Source organism: Aurantibacillus circumpalustris, from assembly GCF_029625215.1.
Classification (GTDB): Bacteria; Bacteroidota; Bacteroidia; order B-17B0; family Aurantibacillaceae; genus Aurantibacillus; species Aurantibacillus circumpalustris.
In genome coordinates this window covers 3,011,002-3,028,341 of the sequence record NZ_CP121197.1, presented here as the reverse complement: position 1 = coordinate 3,028,341, position 17,340 = coordinate 3,011,002, and the positions used below count along the sequence as shown (strand labels likewise).

Genomic DNA, 17,340 nt, shown 5'->3' with positions numbered 1-17,340 from the left:
ATTAAATGGCAGCAATTTTAAAAATACTTCATCTTGAAGACAATCCAGCTGACGCGGAATTAATTGCGAGATTTTTAAAAAAAACTAACTCCGCTTTTACTATTAAAGTAGCGCAAAACAAAGAAAAGTTTGTTGAAGCCTTAGAAAGTGATGCCCCAGACCTAATATTATCTGACCACTCTTTACCTCAGTTTAACTCATCTGAAGCTTTAAAAATTTACAAAAAGTTTAATTACCAAATACCCTTTATTCTTGTAACAGGAACAGTTTCAGAAGAGTTCGCCATTCAAAGTATAAAAGAAGGAGCCGATGACTATTTACTAAAGGGTAATTTAACACGCTTACCTTCAGCAATTGCTCAAGCACTTAAGTCAAGAAAAATTGAATCTGAAAAACGAATTGCCAATACTGAGTTAGAACTTGTCAACAAAGAACTGAGCACGTTCATTTACAAGGCGGCGCATGATCTGAGGGGACCCGTTTGCTCAATTTTGGGGCTCATTAATATGGCCAATGAAAAAGCTTCGCCGGAAAATACAGAAAATTATATTCTTAAAATTTCGCAATGCGCAAATAAACTCGATTCTATTTTACTGTCGTTAATGGATGTAATGTCCATTAAAAATGGAAAACCGATTTACAAAGAAATTGATTTGCGAAAGTTAATAGATAGCATTAGGAAAAGAATAACATTGGAGGAACCAACAATTGATCTGAATTGGGAATTAAATTGCACAGTAGGCCTAGTTTATTTTGATGAAGTAATTCTTCAACTTGCTCTGTATAACATTATACAAAATGCTGTAAAATTTCGTGATCACAGAAACACTAGTCCTACAATTAACATTGACATATCCCAAATAAAAAATGAACTTGTTATTAAGGTAACAGACGACGGTATTGGTATTGAAAAAGATGTTTTGGATAATATTTTTGACATGTATTTCCGCGGTAACCAACATTCATTTGGTTCTGGGCTCGGCTTATATATTGCAAAAACTAGTATAAAAAAATTGGGCGGCACCATTGAGGTGGTTAGTGAAAAAAGTATAGGTTCCGTTTTTAGCATCATACTCCCAATACAAAAAATTAGACCTTAATGATAATTTTGTAAAGTTTGTAACTACAAGATCAAAAAATTGAATAAGGCATTGTCATAATAAAAGAACAACTAATCTTCCTGCTCGGCCATTTTAAAGAGAATCTCCCAGTTCTGGAATCTTTCAGTTTTTACATACGTAATTACGTTTAAGAGCGGTTTACAGACCGTAATTAAGTGCCAATTTCCAATAATTCACGAACGATTTAAAGAAAAAATTAGCAATTTCTCAAAGACAAAGTGCTTTCAGACCACTATTTTCTTAATTGAGTTTAAAAAATGTCGGATTTCCGACATTTTGTGTCGGAATTCGACATTTTTAAAAAATACAATTTTTTTACAATATCTTCGTCAAAGTTAGTTGTGTTAGTTGTTATAATCCTAACATTTAAACCCAAAAAAAACCAGTAACCCACGCCAAAGCTAAGGTGTGGGTTTTTTGGCACTGTGCACTCAACCTGAATTAATTGCATAATTGCATGCCTTAAAATTATTTAGTAAACTTTGTTTTGAAATTTATGCTGAAATAAAAAAGATTGGAGCATTTCGACATTTTACTTGACCTCAAAAAAAATATCCATCACTGCACTAACAAACATACGTCGACGTAACCACTTGTTGTGTCGAAAAACACCCGAGTATTTTATTTAGTGTATAGGAATTAGGTATTTTTAGCCAGTAAAAAAATTTAAAGCGAAATGTGAATTTTTTCATCATTTATAATTAACCAAAACTAAATTAACTAACTTAAAACCAAAACTTATGTCGTTTAACGGAAATGAATCAAGCGCAATCAGTTTAGCAGTGGCAACTGAAATGACAAGTGATTACAGAACAAATAATCCTAATGAAACAAAAGCCCATTTTTTTGGTAAAAACAAACTCATGGACATATTAAACCAGAATGGATGCGTTGGTATTAGAGCGTATTATGGCATAGATGCAGATGGAAATAAACAATTGGTATTTGTAGGAGCGGATGCTGATGAAAAGGATTTGTATAGTGGTGTTATTTTGGACATGTCTGCACCATGTCCAAGTAATTGCGATAATACTAGTCCACTAAACGGATAAAAGATGAAACTGGCATATAACATAATGACATACTTTTCAGTTGCCAGTACCATCCTACCATTATGCATTTATTTTTTTATCAAAGGCAAAACCCTTAATCTTCAGTTAAAGGTTTTGCTTTTTTATTTAATCGTCTCCTTTTCGGCAGATTTTTTCGCATCTTTACACATTATTTACACCAATTATTATTTAATAAACGGTTTTACGTTTGTGGAATTTTTAGCCATTTTATTCGTTTTTGAATTACAATGGAATTCACCCAAACTTCGACCGCTTTTTATTACAATTGCGGTTGTTTTTATGGCCTATTTTCTTTTGCCTTTCTTTTCAATACTGAGTTTAGGTGATTTTTACGCACACATCAACACCTTTAAAGCACTCGTGTTTATTATTATGAGCATCGTTTACTTCTCCAAACTCACAAACAACACAGAGATTCCTAGCCTCACCGAATACTATTTTTTTTGGTTCAATACGGCTTTACTCATCTATTTTTCGATCGTATTATCTCTTTTTCTTGTCATGAATTATATAACAGCACCAGGAGCACATGGACCGATAAAACACTTGTGGATCATACACAACTTTGCACATGTCATTTATAATTGTTTATTAGCGGTAGGTTTACTAAAATGGAAAAAAGCGACTCAATCGTTATAATCGTTTTGGTGGGTGCCATTATCATGTTTGGCATAGCGATACTGGTTATTTATTTTGTTACCTCTCACCGTAAAAAATACCTCATTCAGCAAAATACATTGCAACGTATAGAAAATGAAAAAGAACAGGCAATTTTAAAAGCAATCATTTCCGGACAAGAAGAAGAACGTAACCGTATCGCCAAAAACCTTCACGACAGTGTTGGTGCCGAGCTCTCAATGTTGAAATTAAATTTTTCAAAATATCTTTTTTTTATGAAAGGTACCGATGAAGAAAAAAATAATTTTAGAATAGAACTCAACAACCTCGATCATACCATCGCTACAATTTCTGCAATATGTAAAGATCTTTACCCCATTGCTCTTACAAACCAGGGTATTATTCGAACACTAAAGGATTTAATTAAGCGTATTAATGATAGCAGCATCATTAAAACTACTTTTAAAAGTGATATCGAAGATTCAGACATTGGCACTAACCAAGAAAAGATACTTAACGTATTTAGAATTTTTCAGGAGGTGCTTAATAATTTAATTAAACATAGTAATTGCAGTACTTTAAATGTAATTTTGACCAAGACTTTTAATTCATTAGAGATTAAATTTGAACACAACGGTCAAGCCTTTACCAATGAACATGTAGAAGTGCTTATTAAACAAAATAAAGGCATTGGCTTAAGCAGCATTCAAAACAGAATTGAACTACTAAAAGGAACTTTAAACTACACGAGCACAAACAATCTCACACAGGTTTTAATAAGATTACCGCACTCACATGGCAAACAAAATTAAAATAGCTATAGCCGACGATCACACCTTAGTTTCACAAAGTTTAGCACGTTGCATAGAAACAGATAAAAAACTTCAGGTAGTCGGAATTGCAGAAAACGGAAAAGTTTTAATAGAAATTATTAAGAAAACAAAACCAGACCTTATTATTTTAGACCTGCAAATGCCTGTTATGAATGGCTGGCAAACATTAGAATGGATTGCAAAGAATAAGGTTCAGTGTAAAATCATTGTGATGAGTATGCTTCTTGAAAACTCTTCTATAAAAGACCTAACAGCAAAAGGCGTAAGAGGCTTTTTACCAAAAAACACCGATTTTGAAACGTTTATGAATGCTATTCATGAAGTGAGTAGCTTGGGATATTTTTTTGATAAAAAAATAAATCACAGCATTTTAAAAGAACTTCTCGCTTTAAAAGCTATAAACCCAACCTTTAATAATTTAGTCTTAACTGACAAAGAGAAAGAAACCCTCATTCTAATATGTGCGGATAAACTCACTAAAGAGATTGCATCCGAAATGCAGGTCACAGAACGCACCATCGAACGCTATAAATCAAGCCTCTACGAAAAAACCCACGCAAAAACTTCCGCCGGACTTATTCTTTTCGCTTTAAAACACAATTACATTACTGTTGATGAATAATCTTCTAGAGATGACATTTTTCAGCTATGATTGGATGTTAAAGCTCAAAGAATTTTTGTTTTATTTCATTTCACCATGTCCAGATGGCTCGAATGAGCGTCAAGTTAAATACTTTAAAACCCTAAGTTTTTTTAGTGGCAGGTTTTGAGTTTTTCTTTTGAAAAAAAGGTACAAAAATTCAAGGCCGCATAAAATTTCGCATTATTACTTTCTTTTTAATTTGACATCAATTAGACTACCGTCAACATTAATTAATTCATTAAAAAAAGCAAAAAACTCCCGTCGTTTTCCGACATAAAATGTCGGGAATCCGACACCTACAGCATGTTTTAATCCCGTAACTTGGTCCTAATTTCTAAACCCACTAAAATGCAACTACGAAACACTGAAAAAGGAAAACAAAAAGAGAATCAGCACAAAACACGCATTGTTTTAGATTCTTGCGATCTCAATTTTTCGAGTGATCTCGATTTTGAAGATATCAACGCACTCAATTTTGAACTTATTAAATTACAACTAATCGACAAAGAAGAAGGGGAAGGTTGGGCTCTCTCAACCTGCGAAAAAGTAGAAAAAGAATACAAAAGATTCTTAGCCTTAAAACGTGCCTTTAAGTATAAAGACATTATACCAAATACACTCATCGACAAATTCTGGAATCAACACATTCTACACACTAAAAAATATGCCGAAGATTGTGAAACCATTTTTGGATATTTCTTGCACCATTCTCCTCTCATATTTTTAAATAAAAAATTAGCCAGCGTTTCATTTAAAAAAGCCATAGAAGAAACAAAATTATTATATCAAATGCATTTTGGTGAAGAGTATAAAGGCTTTGTGTAATACAATGCTTAATAATACTGAATAAAAAACAGTACTACTTAACATAAAAACAAGTGTATGAAAAAAATTGTATTACTCTCTTTTTTACTTGTTAGTTTACTTGCAAATTCATTGCAAGCTCAACCGGTTTATATAACCAAAACAGGAGCCAAATATCATCAGGGAGATTGCAGGTATTTAAGTCACAGTAAATTTTCTATTGAATTAAAAGATGCTTTGTTGCAAGGTTACGATGCCTGTAAAGTATGCGCACCTGCACAATCTGTCAGCGTTCAAAAAAACAAAACCGAGCCCTCACCTACTACTTATAATACACCAGAAAAAAATGCCGTATCAAGCCAATGTACGGCAACAACAAAGGCAGGAAGCAGATGTAAGCGAATGACCAAAATCACAAATGGCAAATGCTGGCAACATGGGGGTTAGAGAATTTGAATGTCTACCTAAAATAGCTGATCCGTTTATGAAAAATTTAATCAATTTAAATCGCTTTACAACGCTTCCCATACTATTAGATTTTCTTGAGAAGCAAAAACTAGTTTTATTAGATCCAATTTCCTGGGAGGATAAAAATGACAGCGAAGTGATTTTAGAATATAAACGAAAAGCTAAAATAAAAAGTGTATTCGCTCTGTGCTTTACCGACTCAGGTGAAACAATTCATCACTGGAAAACCTTTGCTAAGGGAAACAACGGTTGCTGTATTGAATTTAATGCTAACAAACTCACAGAAATATTTGATAAAACACCTGGAATAAGGCATGGCAATGTGAATTACAAAAGCATTAACGAAGAAATGCAACCGTTTAAACTAAAAGATTTTCCTTTTATAAAAAGACTACCCTACAAATTTGAAAGAGAATACCGCGTTATCTGGGAAGGAAAATCAACGAAACCCTATTTTGAAATTAAAGTACCCATTGAAATTATAAGAAGAATAACCTTTAGTCAACAAATGCCCGAATCTGTTTTTAACACAGTTAAGTTCAACTTAATTAAAAACTATCCATCTTTAAAAAATAAAATTAATCATTCAACCATATATCGAAATGAACTTTGGATAAATTATTTTAAAAAGTAGACTTAATCGCCAGCCACTATGGTTAAAAAAAAATAAAACGCTGTAAACATGATGTCGTTTTCCGACAAGTAATGTCGGGAATCCGCCACGGTATACCCGCACATTTAGCTTAGCTTTGCAAGGGGTATCCATATGGTTTATCAAACTTATTGATTAAAACTACATTAATTGATGTACATTAAAAATTTTATCTGCGCCATAGTACTTTTGTTTGCATGTAACACGACACTTCAATCTCAAACGATTGATGCACGCAATGCACTCTTGATTGCCAACAGCGATTCTATTAAACAGCTTATCCGCATAACCGAATTGGCCATTGCAGAAAGGAAACTCATTTTAAATATTTTTATGAACCCAGAAAGCAACGAATTCCTCATTCATTTTAAACCCAATACACATTCTTTAACCAGCGTTAACTGGTACAACCAAAACCAGCAATTAATTTATAAACAAGCTGGCCTTGTTGCTGACGAAAAAAACGAGATCAAACTAACGATACAAGCGGCAGATTTACAGCTCAGCAAAGGATCCTATTTGGTGTTAATACGCAACAAGGATAAGGTTTACATAAAACGAATGGTGTTTTATTAGTGAGATGGCTTAGTTTAAAACTCATTTCGTACTTCCTGAACCAGACCCACTAAAAAATTACGAAAATGTTAAATGTCGGAAAAACGACAAAAAATGGCGGGTTTCTGACATTTGGTGGAAATGGTAGTTTTAATTTTTAGCTTTAACTATGGAAACAAATGATTCCTGTTTACCTGCACCCTAGGCTCACGCAAAGCCGCTAGCTATTCGTACTTTTTAAAACGCGATAAAATGACTGAAATTAAAACACATCTAAGACAAGATACTACAATAGATACTACTGCCACACTTTACGGTATAATTACTGGAAATGTTACTGTTACAAACTCCGTTGACTTCATTGTTCTCGGTACGATAAATGGAGAAATTACTATTCAACAAGGTTCATCGGTTACTATTTATGGGAAAACAAAAGGCAATATATTCAACGAAGGCCAATGTAAAATTTACGGCGCTGTAACAGGTAAACTGAGCGGCAATAAATTCGACATCGAACCAAATGCCGTAATTAAATTGTAAAATTTAAATCAAATGAAAATTTTATCGGACACATTCACGACCTAAGAAATTTGACCACTCAACAAATTAATGAAGCCAAAGCAAAATAAAAGAACGACAAAACATGGCGGGATTCTGACATTTGGTGGAATCAATAGTTTTAAGAGTGTATTTTCAATATACCCTATTCATCAGCCTCTTTTTATTAAACAGCAACAAATACTTTTATCCGTTTGTAAGTATTTGTTTTCGGACCAAGCCAGTAGTTATAGCCAATGCATAGAGACAAACCTGATATAATGCTGTAGACAATTTTGTTACAACTGCAAAATAATTAATTGACACTTAAATTTAATTATCATGGAGAAAATAACAGATTATAAATATGCTCTTGATGAATCATCAATTGTTGCTATTACCGACCAGAAAGGAATCATCAAATATGTAAATGATAATTTCTGTAATATATCGAAGTATACTGCTAAAGAACTAATCGGACAAGACCATCGGATTATAAATTCAGGGTATCATCCAAAAGAGTTTATTAAAGAACTTTGGACAACTATTGCCAATGGGAAAGTATGGAAAGGTGAACTAAAAAATAAGGCGAAAGATGGAACTGTTTATTGGGTTGACACCACTATTGTGCCCTTTTTAGATATGGATCACAAGCCTTACCAATATGTCGCCATTCGTTCAGACATAACGGACAGAAAAAAGAGTGAAGAAGAACTTAAAAAGACGCTAAAAGAAATTTCCGATTATAAGTACGCCCTTGACGAATCGGCTATTATGGCGATTACTGACCAAAAAGGAATCATTACCCACGTAAATGATAACTTTTGCAAAATATCAAAATATTCCAACAAAGAATTAATTGGACAAGATCATCGCATTATAAATTCTGGACATCACCCGAAAGAGTTTATTAAAGAGCTTTGGGCAACTATTGCCAATGGAAAGGTATGGAAAGGAGAACTTAAGAATAAAGCTAAAGATGGATCTGTATATTGGGTGGACACCACTATTGTTCCTTTTTTAAACTCAATCGGAAAACCTTACCAGTATGTTGCTATTAGATCTGATATTACGGAGCGAAAAAAAGGAGAAGATCAAATCAAAAAAAGCAATGAAAAAGCGATTGAACACGCTCACATATTGCAATTAAAAAACTTGCAGCTTGTTGACTTCTGCAATATTGTTTCACATAATTTAAGAGCTCCTTTAATAAATATATCCATGCTTGTAGATTATATTGAACAAAGTTCAGATGAAGCTGAACAAAAAGAAGTATTAGCGAAAATAAAACCGGTTGTAAATCATTTAATGGAAGTATTTAATGAATTAGTCGAATCTATACAAATTAAACAAGACATCGAAATAAAATCTGATCAAGTAATTCTAAAAGATTGTTTAGAAAAGATTCTTATTGGCTTTGAAACTCAAATTAAAGAGTATGGTGCAGATATTCAATTAAACTTCGACAAGACGGATATAATTTATTTCCCTCAACAATATTTAGAAAGCATTCTTACAAATTTAATAAGTAACGCTCTTAAATATAAATCACCAAATCGAAAACCTATAATTACAATAAAAACTAAAAAAGAAGTAAACAATAGAATATTATTATCAGTAACGGATAATGGATTGGGAATTGATTTAGTATTACATAAAGATCAAATTTTTAAAATCCGTAAAACATTTCATAAGCATCCTGATGCAAAAGGATTTGGTTTGTTCATGACAAAAACCCAAGTTGAAGCTAAGGATGGGAAAATTTGGGTTGAGAGTGAACCCGAAAAAGGCACTACTTTTTTCATAGAATTTAAAAACCAAAATATATGAGCCCGATAAAAACCCTTACACTTGTTGATGACGATGACGTTTTCGTTTTCCTGACAAAAAAAGCAATTGAGCAAACTAAGCTTGTTGACCTTATAAAGGTTTTCGAAAATGGTTTAGACGCTTTAAATTTTTTAAAAGAAAATAAAAACAATGTAGATGTATTACCTGAAATCATTCTGTTAGATCTTAGTATGCCAATAATGAACGGTTGGCAGTTTCTTGAAGAATACACTAAACTTAATCCAACAATCGGGAAAAAGATTTCGATTTACATATGCTCCTCATCCATTTCGCCTGACGATGTTACACGCGCCAAAACTATTAGCGAGGTTTCTGATTATATTATTAAACCTATTACTAAAGACAAATTGATAGATTTGATAAAAAAACTATAGAAAGACGAATGACAAAAAGCACTGACTATAACAGCGCCTAAGCTCAAAACGCTTTAGGACGGTTTTATTGAATATAGAAATGATAATAACATTGAACGAACAAGTCAAATTAACGCTCTACGTAGAAAATCTTAATAAAAAATGATTTGAAAATGAAATTACTTTTAATTGGGATGGTTATCGTTTTAACAAACTCCTGTATAACAAACCGTGTAACTAACGTCCCAAATACAACAACGATTTCGAGTAATGAAAAGGATAGACTACAAATACTTGGCAAAGCAGAAGGGAGTTCGGTTGGAGCAAGAGTCTGGATCCTTTTCATTCCATTGGGTTGGGCAGGCGATAATTGGGTTAAGGGCAGAGCTTATAAAAAAGCTCTAAAATTCTATCCTAACGCAGACGGATTAATAGACCAAGTTCAAACGTATCATAAGACAAGTGTACCTCTAATTGTTGTTACTCCACAAGTAAAATTCGCAAAAGTAAAAGGAACTGCCTACCATATAAGAACTGACGCTGAGTTAGATGACTATCTAAAAAACAAATAAAGCCCATTCTTCACACTCCGCAGGATTTGTAAACCTGCGAAATACAGCTAATAACCTGAAAACAATCACATTTAAATTTATTCAAATTATAAGTAATTTTAACTATGTCAAACATCCAATTAATTATTGAAGAAAGTCCTGTATTTGTCTCCCTCCAAAAAAGCCCGTAAATTCATGGCTTAAATTAAAATTATGGCAACTACTTCTGATATTTCTAAAGGCGCTTTCTTTAGACAAGACAATGAACTTTTAAAAGTTATCGATTACGATCATATTACTCCAGGTAAAGGCAATGCTATTTACTCAGTTAAATGTCGTAATGTAGAAACGGGCAAACAAAGTGAAATTCGTTTCCGTTCAGGAGAAAAAATTGATTTTATTCGTGTGGATGAAATTGAAATGCAATTTATTTATGAGGAAGGTGAGTTCCTAGTATGCATGAACCAAGAGACATTTGAACAAACTCATATTCCCAAAATTATATTTGCAGAAGCGATTAAATTTTTAAAAGAAGGGATGATTTTGACTATTCGTTTTGATGACAACGAAAAACCATTGAATGGAGACCTTCCAAAATATGTTGAGCTTCCTGTAACATACACAGAAGAAGGTGTAAAAGGCAAACTTTTAAAACCCGCAGAAGTTGAGGGTAATATTACTGTCCAGGTTCCTCTTTTTGTGAACATGGGCGATGTGCTCAGAATCACAACTGAGAATGGGGAGTATGTTGAAAGGGTTAAGTAGAATGCGGCTCCGCCTTCGTTTTTAACCACAGAGGCGCGCAGAGTATTTTTTTATGTAGAGTAAAGTGAGTAGAAGAGACGTACAGATTTATACTATTCTCCGCGAAACTCCTTTATTCCTCAGCGAAACTCTGTGGTTAAGTTAGCACTGCTTCGTTTTTAACCACAGAGGCGCTCAGAGTTTCTTACCACAGAGTCTCGCAGAGTATTTTTTTATGTAGAGTAAAGTGAGTAGAAGAGACGTACAGATTTATACTATTCTCCGTGAAACTCTTTTATTCCTCAGCGATACTCTGTGGTTGACATAGCAGTGCTTTTCTGTGTGAAACTCTGTGGTTAACATAGCAGTGATATAAACAATTCAATGAAAAAAGGGCGATTAGAAGCTTTTAGTGACGGGGTTTTAGCCATTATCATTACCATTATGGTGTTGGAATTAAAAACGCCACACAGTGCCGATTTTAGCGCATTAATACCACTTATACCTGTTTTTTTAAGCTACCTAATTAGCTTTGTTTATTTAGGTATTTACTGGAACAACCACCACCATTTAATAAATACTGTTGAACGCGTGAGTGGCGGGATATTATGGGCTAATTTGCATTTATTGTTTTGGCTATCACTTATTCCCTTTGTTACTGCTTGGATGGGCGAAAATCATTTTGCTCCGCAAACATTAGCACTTTACGGTCTTATCTTATTAATGTGTGCCATTGCCTATTTTATTTTGCAACGTACTATCATTCATCAACACGGAAACAATTCAACACTTGCTCTAGCTCTTGGTACCGATTTTAAAGGTAAGTTATCCCCCCTACTCTATTTAATAGCCATTCCAGCTGCTTTTTTAAGTGAATGGATTTCAGGTGCTATTTATGTTGGTGTTGCGCTTCTTTGGTTGGTGCCAGACAAACGCATCGAAAAGCGATTGAAAAAAGAAGAATAAATTAATGGATATTATTTAATAACCACATGGTACCAATTGCGGCCGATTTAAACAAACGTGTCGGCCTGTTTGGTTTATTAATTTGCAGATAACCGCGCCCAAGAATCTCCCATGCCAAGCCCTTTATGACTAGAGCATCTGCTTTAATGATTTTTGAAACTGCATCTGAAGAAAAATAATTTCGTGTTTCCATACTAAAGGTATTATCCTCTTCAAACACTACAAGAAAAAGACACTTTTCATTCTCCTTAATACTCTCTATAACAGTCACCATGTGTTTGGCGTGTTCAATGTCAATACTAAAGCCTGGTTTAAACTGAACTTGTACAATGCCATCCTTTCTTTTAGAAATCGTATAACCATCAAAGTCATGCGATTGAGAAGCTAAATTGATTTTTGAGCCGGTCATAAAATTTTATCCTTTTTTCGGTGACACAAGATAAACAAATAAATGACATAAATGTTCTAACCGTTTTTTATTTGAACTCATAAAACGATTCGCTATTTTTATTACAAAATCAATTTATTATGAAGTTTATCTCCGAAATCCTTATCGGCATGATTGCCATTTTGCATATCTATATTCTTTGGCTTGAAATGTTTGCCTGGACTACGCGTGGCAGAAAGACCTTTAAATCCATTCCACCCGATCTTTTTGAAAAAACAAAAGCGCTTGCTGCAAATCAAGGTTTATATAACGGTTTTCTGGCTGCCGGATTAATTTGGTCTTTATTTATTGCTGATACGGCCTGGAGTGCGAATGTAGCGTACTTTTTTCTGGGCTGTGTAATGGTTGCAGGAATTTACGGAGCAATTACGGCACAAAAATCTATTTTCTTTATTCAAACCGTTCCAGCTACACTTGCTTTGGTAATCACATTGCTAGCTCAACACTAATTTATTTATGTTATCACTAAAAGGACTGCATCACATCGCTATTATTTGTTCTGATTATTCTGTGTCTAAAAAATTTTACACCGAAGTTTTAGGATTTACAATTATTAGGGAAGTTTACCGAAAAGAAAGAGATTCCTATAAACTTGATCTTGCCCTAAACGGTTTATACCAGATAGAACTTTTTTCTTTTCCAACTGTTCCGGAACGCTTAAGTCGCCCAGAAGCCGCCGGTCTTAGACATATTGCCTTTAAAGTGGCTAATTTAGATGAAGCTATATTAATACTCAAAAAAAACAAGGTAAAAGTTGAAGCACCGCGTGTAGATGAATTCACCGACAAAAAATTCACATTTCTTTTTGATCCGGATAACTTACCTATTGAGCTTTATGAAGGGTAGTACCAAAATACACAATGATATTAATTAGTTGATCAATCTAGACTATTTGAATGGTTTTAAACCGTAATTCTAAATCAAAAACAGATGCACAAAGCTTTAACAAATAATCTATCAACAATAAATTATTTCCTTTATAAAAAAAATGTTGTATAAAATAAAAAGTTGTGAATTTCCAACTTCGGGAATTTAAAACCTCAAAAGAACTACAGGTTTAAAAAGCAGTAAGCGCCAGCGATTGAGCGGCCTGTTTGAGCTCCTTTATGTTTGTCCCTGAGGGCAAACATGAAGAGCGAAGGGCAAAAGTTCTGTGAACTTTTGAGCCAGTTTGTGCGATAGCGAAAGCGCGCCCGCCTGCCTGCCGGTAGGCAGGGGCGCCCAAAACAAAAATAACTTTTAGCGGTCCTATTTATTTTGTAATACTTGAGCAAAACAAAAAACAAAATTTCTTAAAACCATTTTAAAGATTTGTGATCTTAAATATGCAGCAGTACTTTTATAGAAGCAAAGCTAATTTATATGTCACAAGCTCATCCATTAAACATTCTCGCCATATCTGGCAGTCTTAAATCCACATCTTCCAATACCAATATTTTACGTGCGCTTTCTAAATTTAAAACAGAAAATATTGAGTTTATAGTATTCGATGGTCTCGATCAACTCTCCCACTTTAATCCCGAAAATGAAAAAGGAACGGATGCGGTTGCAAATTTTAAAGAACAGTTAAAAAAAGCTGATGGTGTGATCATTAGTACACCAGAATACGCGTTCGGTGTACCGGGTACTTTAAAGAATGCCTTGGATTGGACGGTTTCATCAGGTGAACTGAATGAAAAACCAGTTATAGCTATTAGTGCTTCACCATTGTATGAAGGTGGTAAAAAAGCAATGACTTCTCTTCTACTTACACTTGGAGCATTAGGAACAAAGATGAATGAGAAATCACATTTAAGTATTCCTAACATTAGTAAAAAAATAAATGCTTCTGCGGAGATTCTTGATCCTCAATTAAAAGAAGATCTGGCAAAAATTTTCAATCACCTTGTTGAAGAAATTCAGAAAAGTAAAACAGACGTAATCTTCTAAATAAATTAAGTAATTTCAATCGTCGAAGAAATTTCAACAAATGAACAGGAAAGATTTTATAAAATCACTTGCTCTATTACCATTAGCCGGAAAAGCCATGCAACTAAACGACTTAACTAAACTCACAGAAAATTTTGGGACGACAGACCAAATGCCTGTTCTCTTTGTAGGACATGGTAATCCCATGAATGCCATTACAGATAATATTTACAGTCAAAGTTGGTCTGAGTTGGGAAAAAAACTTCCAGTACCAAAAGCTATTCTGTGCGTGTCAGCACATTGGTTGACCAATGGCACTGCAGTAACAATGACAGATAAACCAAAAACGATTCATGATTTTGGTGGATTTCCTGATTCTTTATTTGCAGTGGAATATCCGGCACCTGGCGCTGTTGATTATGCGAAAATGGCAATGTCGTCAGTAACTTCAACAAAAGTTCACGAAGATTTTGAATGGGGATTAGATCATGGTGCTTGGTCGGTACTTAAAAATATGTATCCAAAAGCAAATGTACCCGTGTTTCAAATGAGTATTGATTACGGCAAGGCGCCCGAGTATCATTTTAATTTAGCAAAAGAACTTTCTGTGCTACGTAGCAAAGGAGTATTAATTGTCGCTAGTGGAAATGTAGTACATAATCTTGGTATGGTGAGTTGGGGCGACAAAGAAAAGAAATTTGATTGGGCTGTTGAGTTTGACTATCTGGTTAAAAAAAGTATTGAAGACAATAATCCACAAGCTTTAATAGACTATCAAAAGTTGGGTAAAATAGCAACCATGGCACATCCGACAAATGACCACTATTTACCTTTAATGTATGCGATTGGACTGAGATCTAAAACAGATAAATTTGAATTCTTTAACAGCACATTTGATTTGGGTTCCATTAGCATGCGAAGTGTGATATTCAGCTAACTTCAAAAACAGCCACTTTATCTTCTAAAGACAATAAACGCAACCATTCTGATGCTTTTTCTTCTGTAACAAAAGCTTTTATGGGATAAGTTTTTTTACTAAAACTCAGTGCAAAATTAACAGCAAAACTAAACAAGGTTGTAGACACTAATATGGCCGAACCTCTGAATAAAGGCATATTCTTTGGATCAGCAAGAAATTTTTTTGCTTGCTCGGTCATATTAATAGTTGAGCGCACATCTGAAAAAGTCACATAAGGTTTACCTTCGCTTAAATTTTCGGCAACAGCTACAATTTTTTTTAATTCGGGTACACCTAAAAGAGTATCTGGTTTATAATTAAAAACAATTACAGGTTCCTCGTAATAGATTGTAACGAATGGTAATTCTATTGGTGTCGTAATCATAAATATTGAGTAGCCTAGTTATGCAAAAGTAATAATAAAAGCGAGTAAAAAAACTAATGGGTGAGTTAACCCTACATTCTAAATTTTTAGAAAAGTAAAAAGAGGATAGGAATAGTTTCTAGGGATGCGCCTATAATTTTTAGATTATTATTAACCCCTCTTAATATTAAAATGGATATAGGTGGTCAATAATTTTAACAAACGTCCCGCACATTATTTTAAAAAACGGCACGAGATTTGTTCACAATACTTCATGAAACCCAAAAATCTCTATCTCATTTCATTTATTGAAGGCGGCGTTGTTATGGTAACTGAACTCGCAGGCGCCAAAATTTTAACTCCTTTTTTCGGAGCCTCATTATACAGTTGGGCTTCCACATTATCCATCACACTTTTTGCACTGATGACCGGCTACTATACCGGTGGTTACGTCACAACAAAATCTAGATTTGCTTCCAGCAATCAAATAATTTGGGTATTTCTGGTGAGCGGTTTATCTGTATTAATAATGCCCACTATTGCTACCTTCATAATGCAAAAAACAATTTCTTTTTCGTTTTTTTCGGGACTTATTATTTCAGAATTACTCTTTTTATTTTTTCCGATTTTTTTAATGGGAATGATAAGTCCATTAATTATATTTCAAATAACAAAAAAAGCCGAGCTATCTGGAAGATCGGCGGGGAACATTTATGCAATCTCTACGTCAGGCGGTATTTTATTCACCTTGGTCTTTGGTTTTATAGTGATACCAAATTATGGAATAAGCCTTCCGTTAAGAATTTTAGGTTTAAGTGTAGCGGCACTTGCCACCGTGTTCCTTATTAAAGATAAATTATCCGCTAAAAAATTCCCGCAGGCATTATTTCTAATTCTCTTAGTTGCCGGCATTTCATTTAATAAATCTAGACCAAGCATTCCACTAAAGGATAACATGAAATTATTAGAGTATTCTGAAGGCTTACTTGGTGAATTGAAAGTTACCAATGAACACGTTTATGGTAACGATGGCTCTCCAACAACAGTATTGAAACTAAGAGTTAATAACATACCACAGAATTATGTTTTTGCTAACCTACCAACGCAAAGCCTTTTTCCATACGTTAACTTTACCCGTCAATTGCTGAAACACTTTCCTAAAAAAGAATCAGCTTTGTTAATTGGCTTGGGAGCCGGCAGTTTGTTTAAGGTATTGAAAGATCAATACGCGTATGTGGAAACGGTTGAAATAGACAAAAGAATCTATGATTTCGGAGTTAAGTATTTTGGTATGCTTGAACATAAAGAACATTTTATTACTGACGGCAGATACTATATTAACTCAACAAAAAAAAAATACGACCTCATTATTGTGGATGTGATTATTGGAGAGAGCATTCCAGCTCAGTTAATTACCCTGGAAAGTTTTCGGCAGATCTATAAACTCTTAAATACAAATGGTACACTAATTATAGAACACGGTGGTGTAAAAGGCTTCACTGAAAACGCCTTTGTTCCTTCCATCTACAAAACACTTACGGCTACTGGTTTTCAGGTAAATCTTTTTAATCCACTACTTTCTGAAAAAATAGGAGATGTAATGTTTGTTGCTACTAAAAATCCACTTGATGTTAGTAAAATTAGTCTTTTGCCGGATGTTTTAATTAAGGGAGGTGCTCTTTTGCAGTACACTTTGCCAATCACCCTATTTGACTATAAGTCCTCAAACATTCTAACGGATGATAAAAATAATTTAGATGTTTTACTCAAATCACATTACTTTGAAATCCGAAAATCAATCAGAAAAGAACTCGCTTCCTTTAAGTCTAAAAAAAGTGATAGGCCGTTTTAATTAGTATTAAAAATGCTCTTATCTTTAAATTAAAAACGCGG

Annotated in this window: 22 protein-coding genes; 20 read left to right on the top strand and 2 right to left on the bottom strand. The window is 33.9% G+C overall.

Annotated elements, in window-relative coordinates; genetic code table 11:
• Positions 1 to 5: 5 nt before the first annotated feature.
• The 15 genes from P2086_RS12605 (at position 6) to P2086_RS12535 (ending at position 11,769) form a co-directional block, all read left to right on the top strand.
• The gene (locus P2086_RS12605) at positions 6 to 1,100 is read left to right on the top strand and encodes an ATP-binding response regulator (protein WP_317897098.1); all 1,095 of its coding nucleotides are present in this window, start codon (positions 6 to 8) and stop codon (positions 1,098 to 1,100) included.
• 761 nt (positions 1,101 to 1,861) lie between these two features.
• A complete protein-coding gene (locus tag P2086_RS12600) occupies positions 1,862 to 2,173 on the top strand; it encodes a hypothetical protein (RefSeq protein WP_317897097.1) in 312 nt (103 codons plus the stop codon).
• Between the two features lie 3 nt (positions 2,174 to 2,176).
• Complete coding sequence (locus tag P2086_RS12595) at positions 2,177 to 2,833, top strand: hypothetical protein (protein ID WP_317897096.1); 657 nt, start codon at positions 2,177 to 2,179, stop codon at positions 2,831 to 2,833.
• Entirely contained in the window at positions 2,806 to 3,624 is an 819-nt protein-coding gene (locus P2086_RS12590; protein WP_317897095.1) for a sensor histidine kinase, read from the top strand. The genes P2086_RS12595 and P2086_RS12590 overlap by 28 nt, the downstream gene beginning before the upstream one ends.
• Entirely contained in the window at positions 3,608 to 4,267 is a 660-nt protein-coding gene (locus tag P2086_RS12585) for a response regulator (RefSeq protein WP_317897094.1), read from the top strand. The genes P2086_RS12590 and P2086_RS12585 overlap by 17 nt, the downstream gene beginning before the upstream one ends.
• Before the next feature lie 369 nt (positions 4,268 to 4,636).
• On the top strand, positions 4,637 to 5,113 hold the full coding sequence (locus P2086_RS12580) for a glycine-rich domain-containing protein (protein ID WP_317897093.1): 477 nt from the start codon (positions 4,637 to 4,639) through the stop codon (positions 5,111 to 5,113).
• 57 nt (positions 5,114 to 5,170) lie between these two features.
• Positions 5,171 to 5,539, top strand: a complete 369-nt coding sequence (locus tag P2086_RS12575; RefSeq protein ID WP_317897092.1) for a hypothetical protein — start codon at positions 5,171 to 5,173, stop codon at positions 5,537 to 5,539.
• A gap of 37 nt (positions 5,540 to 5,576) precedes the next feature.
• The gene (locus P2086_RS12570; protein WP_317897091.1) at positions 5,577 to 6,194 is read left to right on the top strand and encodes a hypothetical protein; all 618 of its coding nucleotides are present in this window, start codon (positions 5,577 to 5,579) and stop codon (positions 6,192 to 6,194) included.
• A gap of 171 nt (positions 6,195 to 6,365) precedes the next feature.
• Positions 6,366 to 6,788, top strand: coding sequence for a T9SS type A sorting domain-containing protein (locus tag P2086_RS12565; protein WP_317900260.1), 423 nt, complete (start codon positions 6,366 to 6,368; stop codon positions 6,786 to 6,788).
• A gap of 231 nt (positions 6,789 to 7,019) precedes the next feature.
• The gene (locus tag P2086_RS12560; RefSeq protein WP_317897090.1) at positions 7,020 to 7,307 is read left to right on the top strand and encodes a bactofilin family protein; all 288 of its coding nucleotides are present in this window, start codon (positions 7,020 to 7,022) and stop codon (positions 7,305 to 7,307) included.
• Positions 7,308 to 7,646: 339 nt separating this feature from the next.
• Positions 7,647 to 9,134 carry a PAS domain-containing sensor histidine kinase gene (locus tag P2086_RS12555; RefSeq protein WP_317897089.1) on the top strand — a complete coding sequence of 496 codons (1,488 nt, stop codon included), beginning with the start codon at positions 7,647 to 7,649 and terminating at the stop codon, positions 9,132 to 9,134.
• Complete coding sequence (locus P2086_RS12550; RefSeq protein ID WP_317897088.1) at positions 9,131 to 9,529, top strand: response regulator; 399 nt, start codon at positions 9,131 to 9,133, stop codon at positions 9,527 to 9,529. Before P2086_RS12555 ends, P2086_RS12550 begins: the two co-directional genes overlap by 4 nt.
• 152 nt (positions 9,530 to 9,681) lie before the next feature.
• The gene (locus tag P2086_RS12545; protein ID WP_317897087.1) at positions 9,682 to 10,080 is read left to right on the top strand and encodes a hypothetical protein; all 399 of its coding nucleotides are present in this window, start codon (positions 9,682 to 9,684) and stop codon (positions 10,078 to 10,080) included.
• Positions 10,081 to 10,272: 192 nt separating this feature from the next.
• Positions 10,273 to 10,824, top strand: a complete 552-nt coding sequence (efp, locus tag P2086_RS12540) for an elongation factor P (RefSeq protein ID WP_317897086.1) — start codon at positions 10,273 to 10,275, stop codon at positions 10,822 to 10,824.
• Positions 10,825 to 11,187: 363 nt separating this feature from the next.
• Positions 11,188 to 11,769 (top strand): TMEM175 family protein, encoded by a 582-nt coding sequence (locus P2086_RS12535; protein ID WP_317897085.1) that lies wholly within the window; start codon positions 11,188 to 11,190, stop codon positions 11,767 to 11,769.
• Position 11,770: 1 nt separating this feature from the next.
• Here the strand turns inward: P2086_RS12535 and P2086_RS12530 are convergent, their stop codons facing one another.
• Positions 11,771 to 12,178 (bottom strand): DUF7793 family protein, encoded by a 408-nt coding sequence (locus P2086_RS12530; protein ID WP_317897084.1) that lies wholly within the window; start codon positions 12,176 to 12,178, stop codon positions 11,771 to 11,773.
• A 119-nt stretch (positions 12,179 to 12,297) separates the two neighbouring features.
• Here P2086_RS12530 and P2086_RS12525 point away from each other — a divergent pair, with 119 nt between their 5' ends.
• The 4 genes from P2086_RS12525 to ygiD all read left to right on the top strand — a co-directional run bounded on the left by P2086_RS12525 (position 12,298) and on the right by ygiD (position 15,062).
• Positions 12,298 to 12,666, top strand: a complete 369-nt coding sequence (locus P2086_RS12525) for a DUF1304 domain-containing protein (RefSeq protein WP_317897083.1) — start codon at positions 12,298 to 12,300, stop codon at positions 12,664 to 12,666.
• Positions 12,667 to 12,673: 7 nt separating this feature from the next.
• Positions 12,674 to 13,063 carry an SMU1112c/YaeR family gloxylase I-like metalloprotein gene (gene gloA2 / locus P2086_RS12520; protein ID WP_317897082.1) on the top strand — a complete coding sequence of 130 codons (390 nt, stop codon included), beginning with the start codon at positions 12,674 to 12,676 and terminating at the stop codon, positions 13,061 to 13,063.
• Between the two features lie 516 nt (positions 13,064 to 13,579).
• Positions 13,580 to 14,146, top strand: coding sequence for an NADPH-dependent FMN reductase (locus tag P2086_RS12515; RefSeq protein WP_317897081.1), 567 nt, complete (start codon positions 13,580 to 13,582; stop codon positions 14,144 to 14,146).
• A 40-nt stretch (positions 14,147 to 14,186) separates the two neighbouring features.
• The gene (ygiD, locus tag P2086_RS12510; protein WP_317897080.1) at positions 14,187 to 15,062 is read left to right on the top strand and encodes a 4,5-DOPA-extradiol-dioxygenase; all 876 of its coding nucleotides are present in this window, start codon (positions 14,187 to 14,189) and stop codon (positions 15,060 to 15,062) included.
• Here ygiD and P2086_RS12505 read toward each other — a convergent pair.
• A complete protein-coding gene (locus P2086_RS12505) occupies positions 15,055 to 15,468 on the bottom strand; it encodes a DUF7793 family protein (RefSeq protein ID WP_317897079.1) in 414 nt (137 codons plus the stop codon). The genes ygiD and P2086_RS12505 overlap by 8 nt on opposite strands.
• Positions 15,469 to 15,721: 253 nt before the next feature.
• Here P2086_RS12505 and P2086_RS12500 point away from each other — a divergent pair, with 253 nt between their 5' ends.
• A complete protein-coding gene (locus P2086_RS12500) occupies positions 15,722 to 17,299 on the top strand; it encodes a fused MFS/spermidine synthase (RefSeq protein ID WP_317897078.1) in 1,578 nt (525 codons plus the stop codon).
• The last annotated feature ends 41 nt before the right edge of the window (positions 17,300 to 17,340 follow it).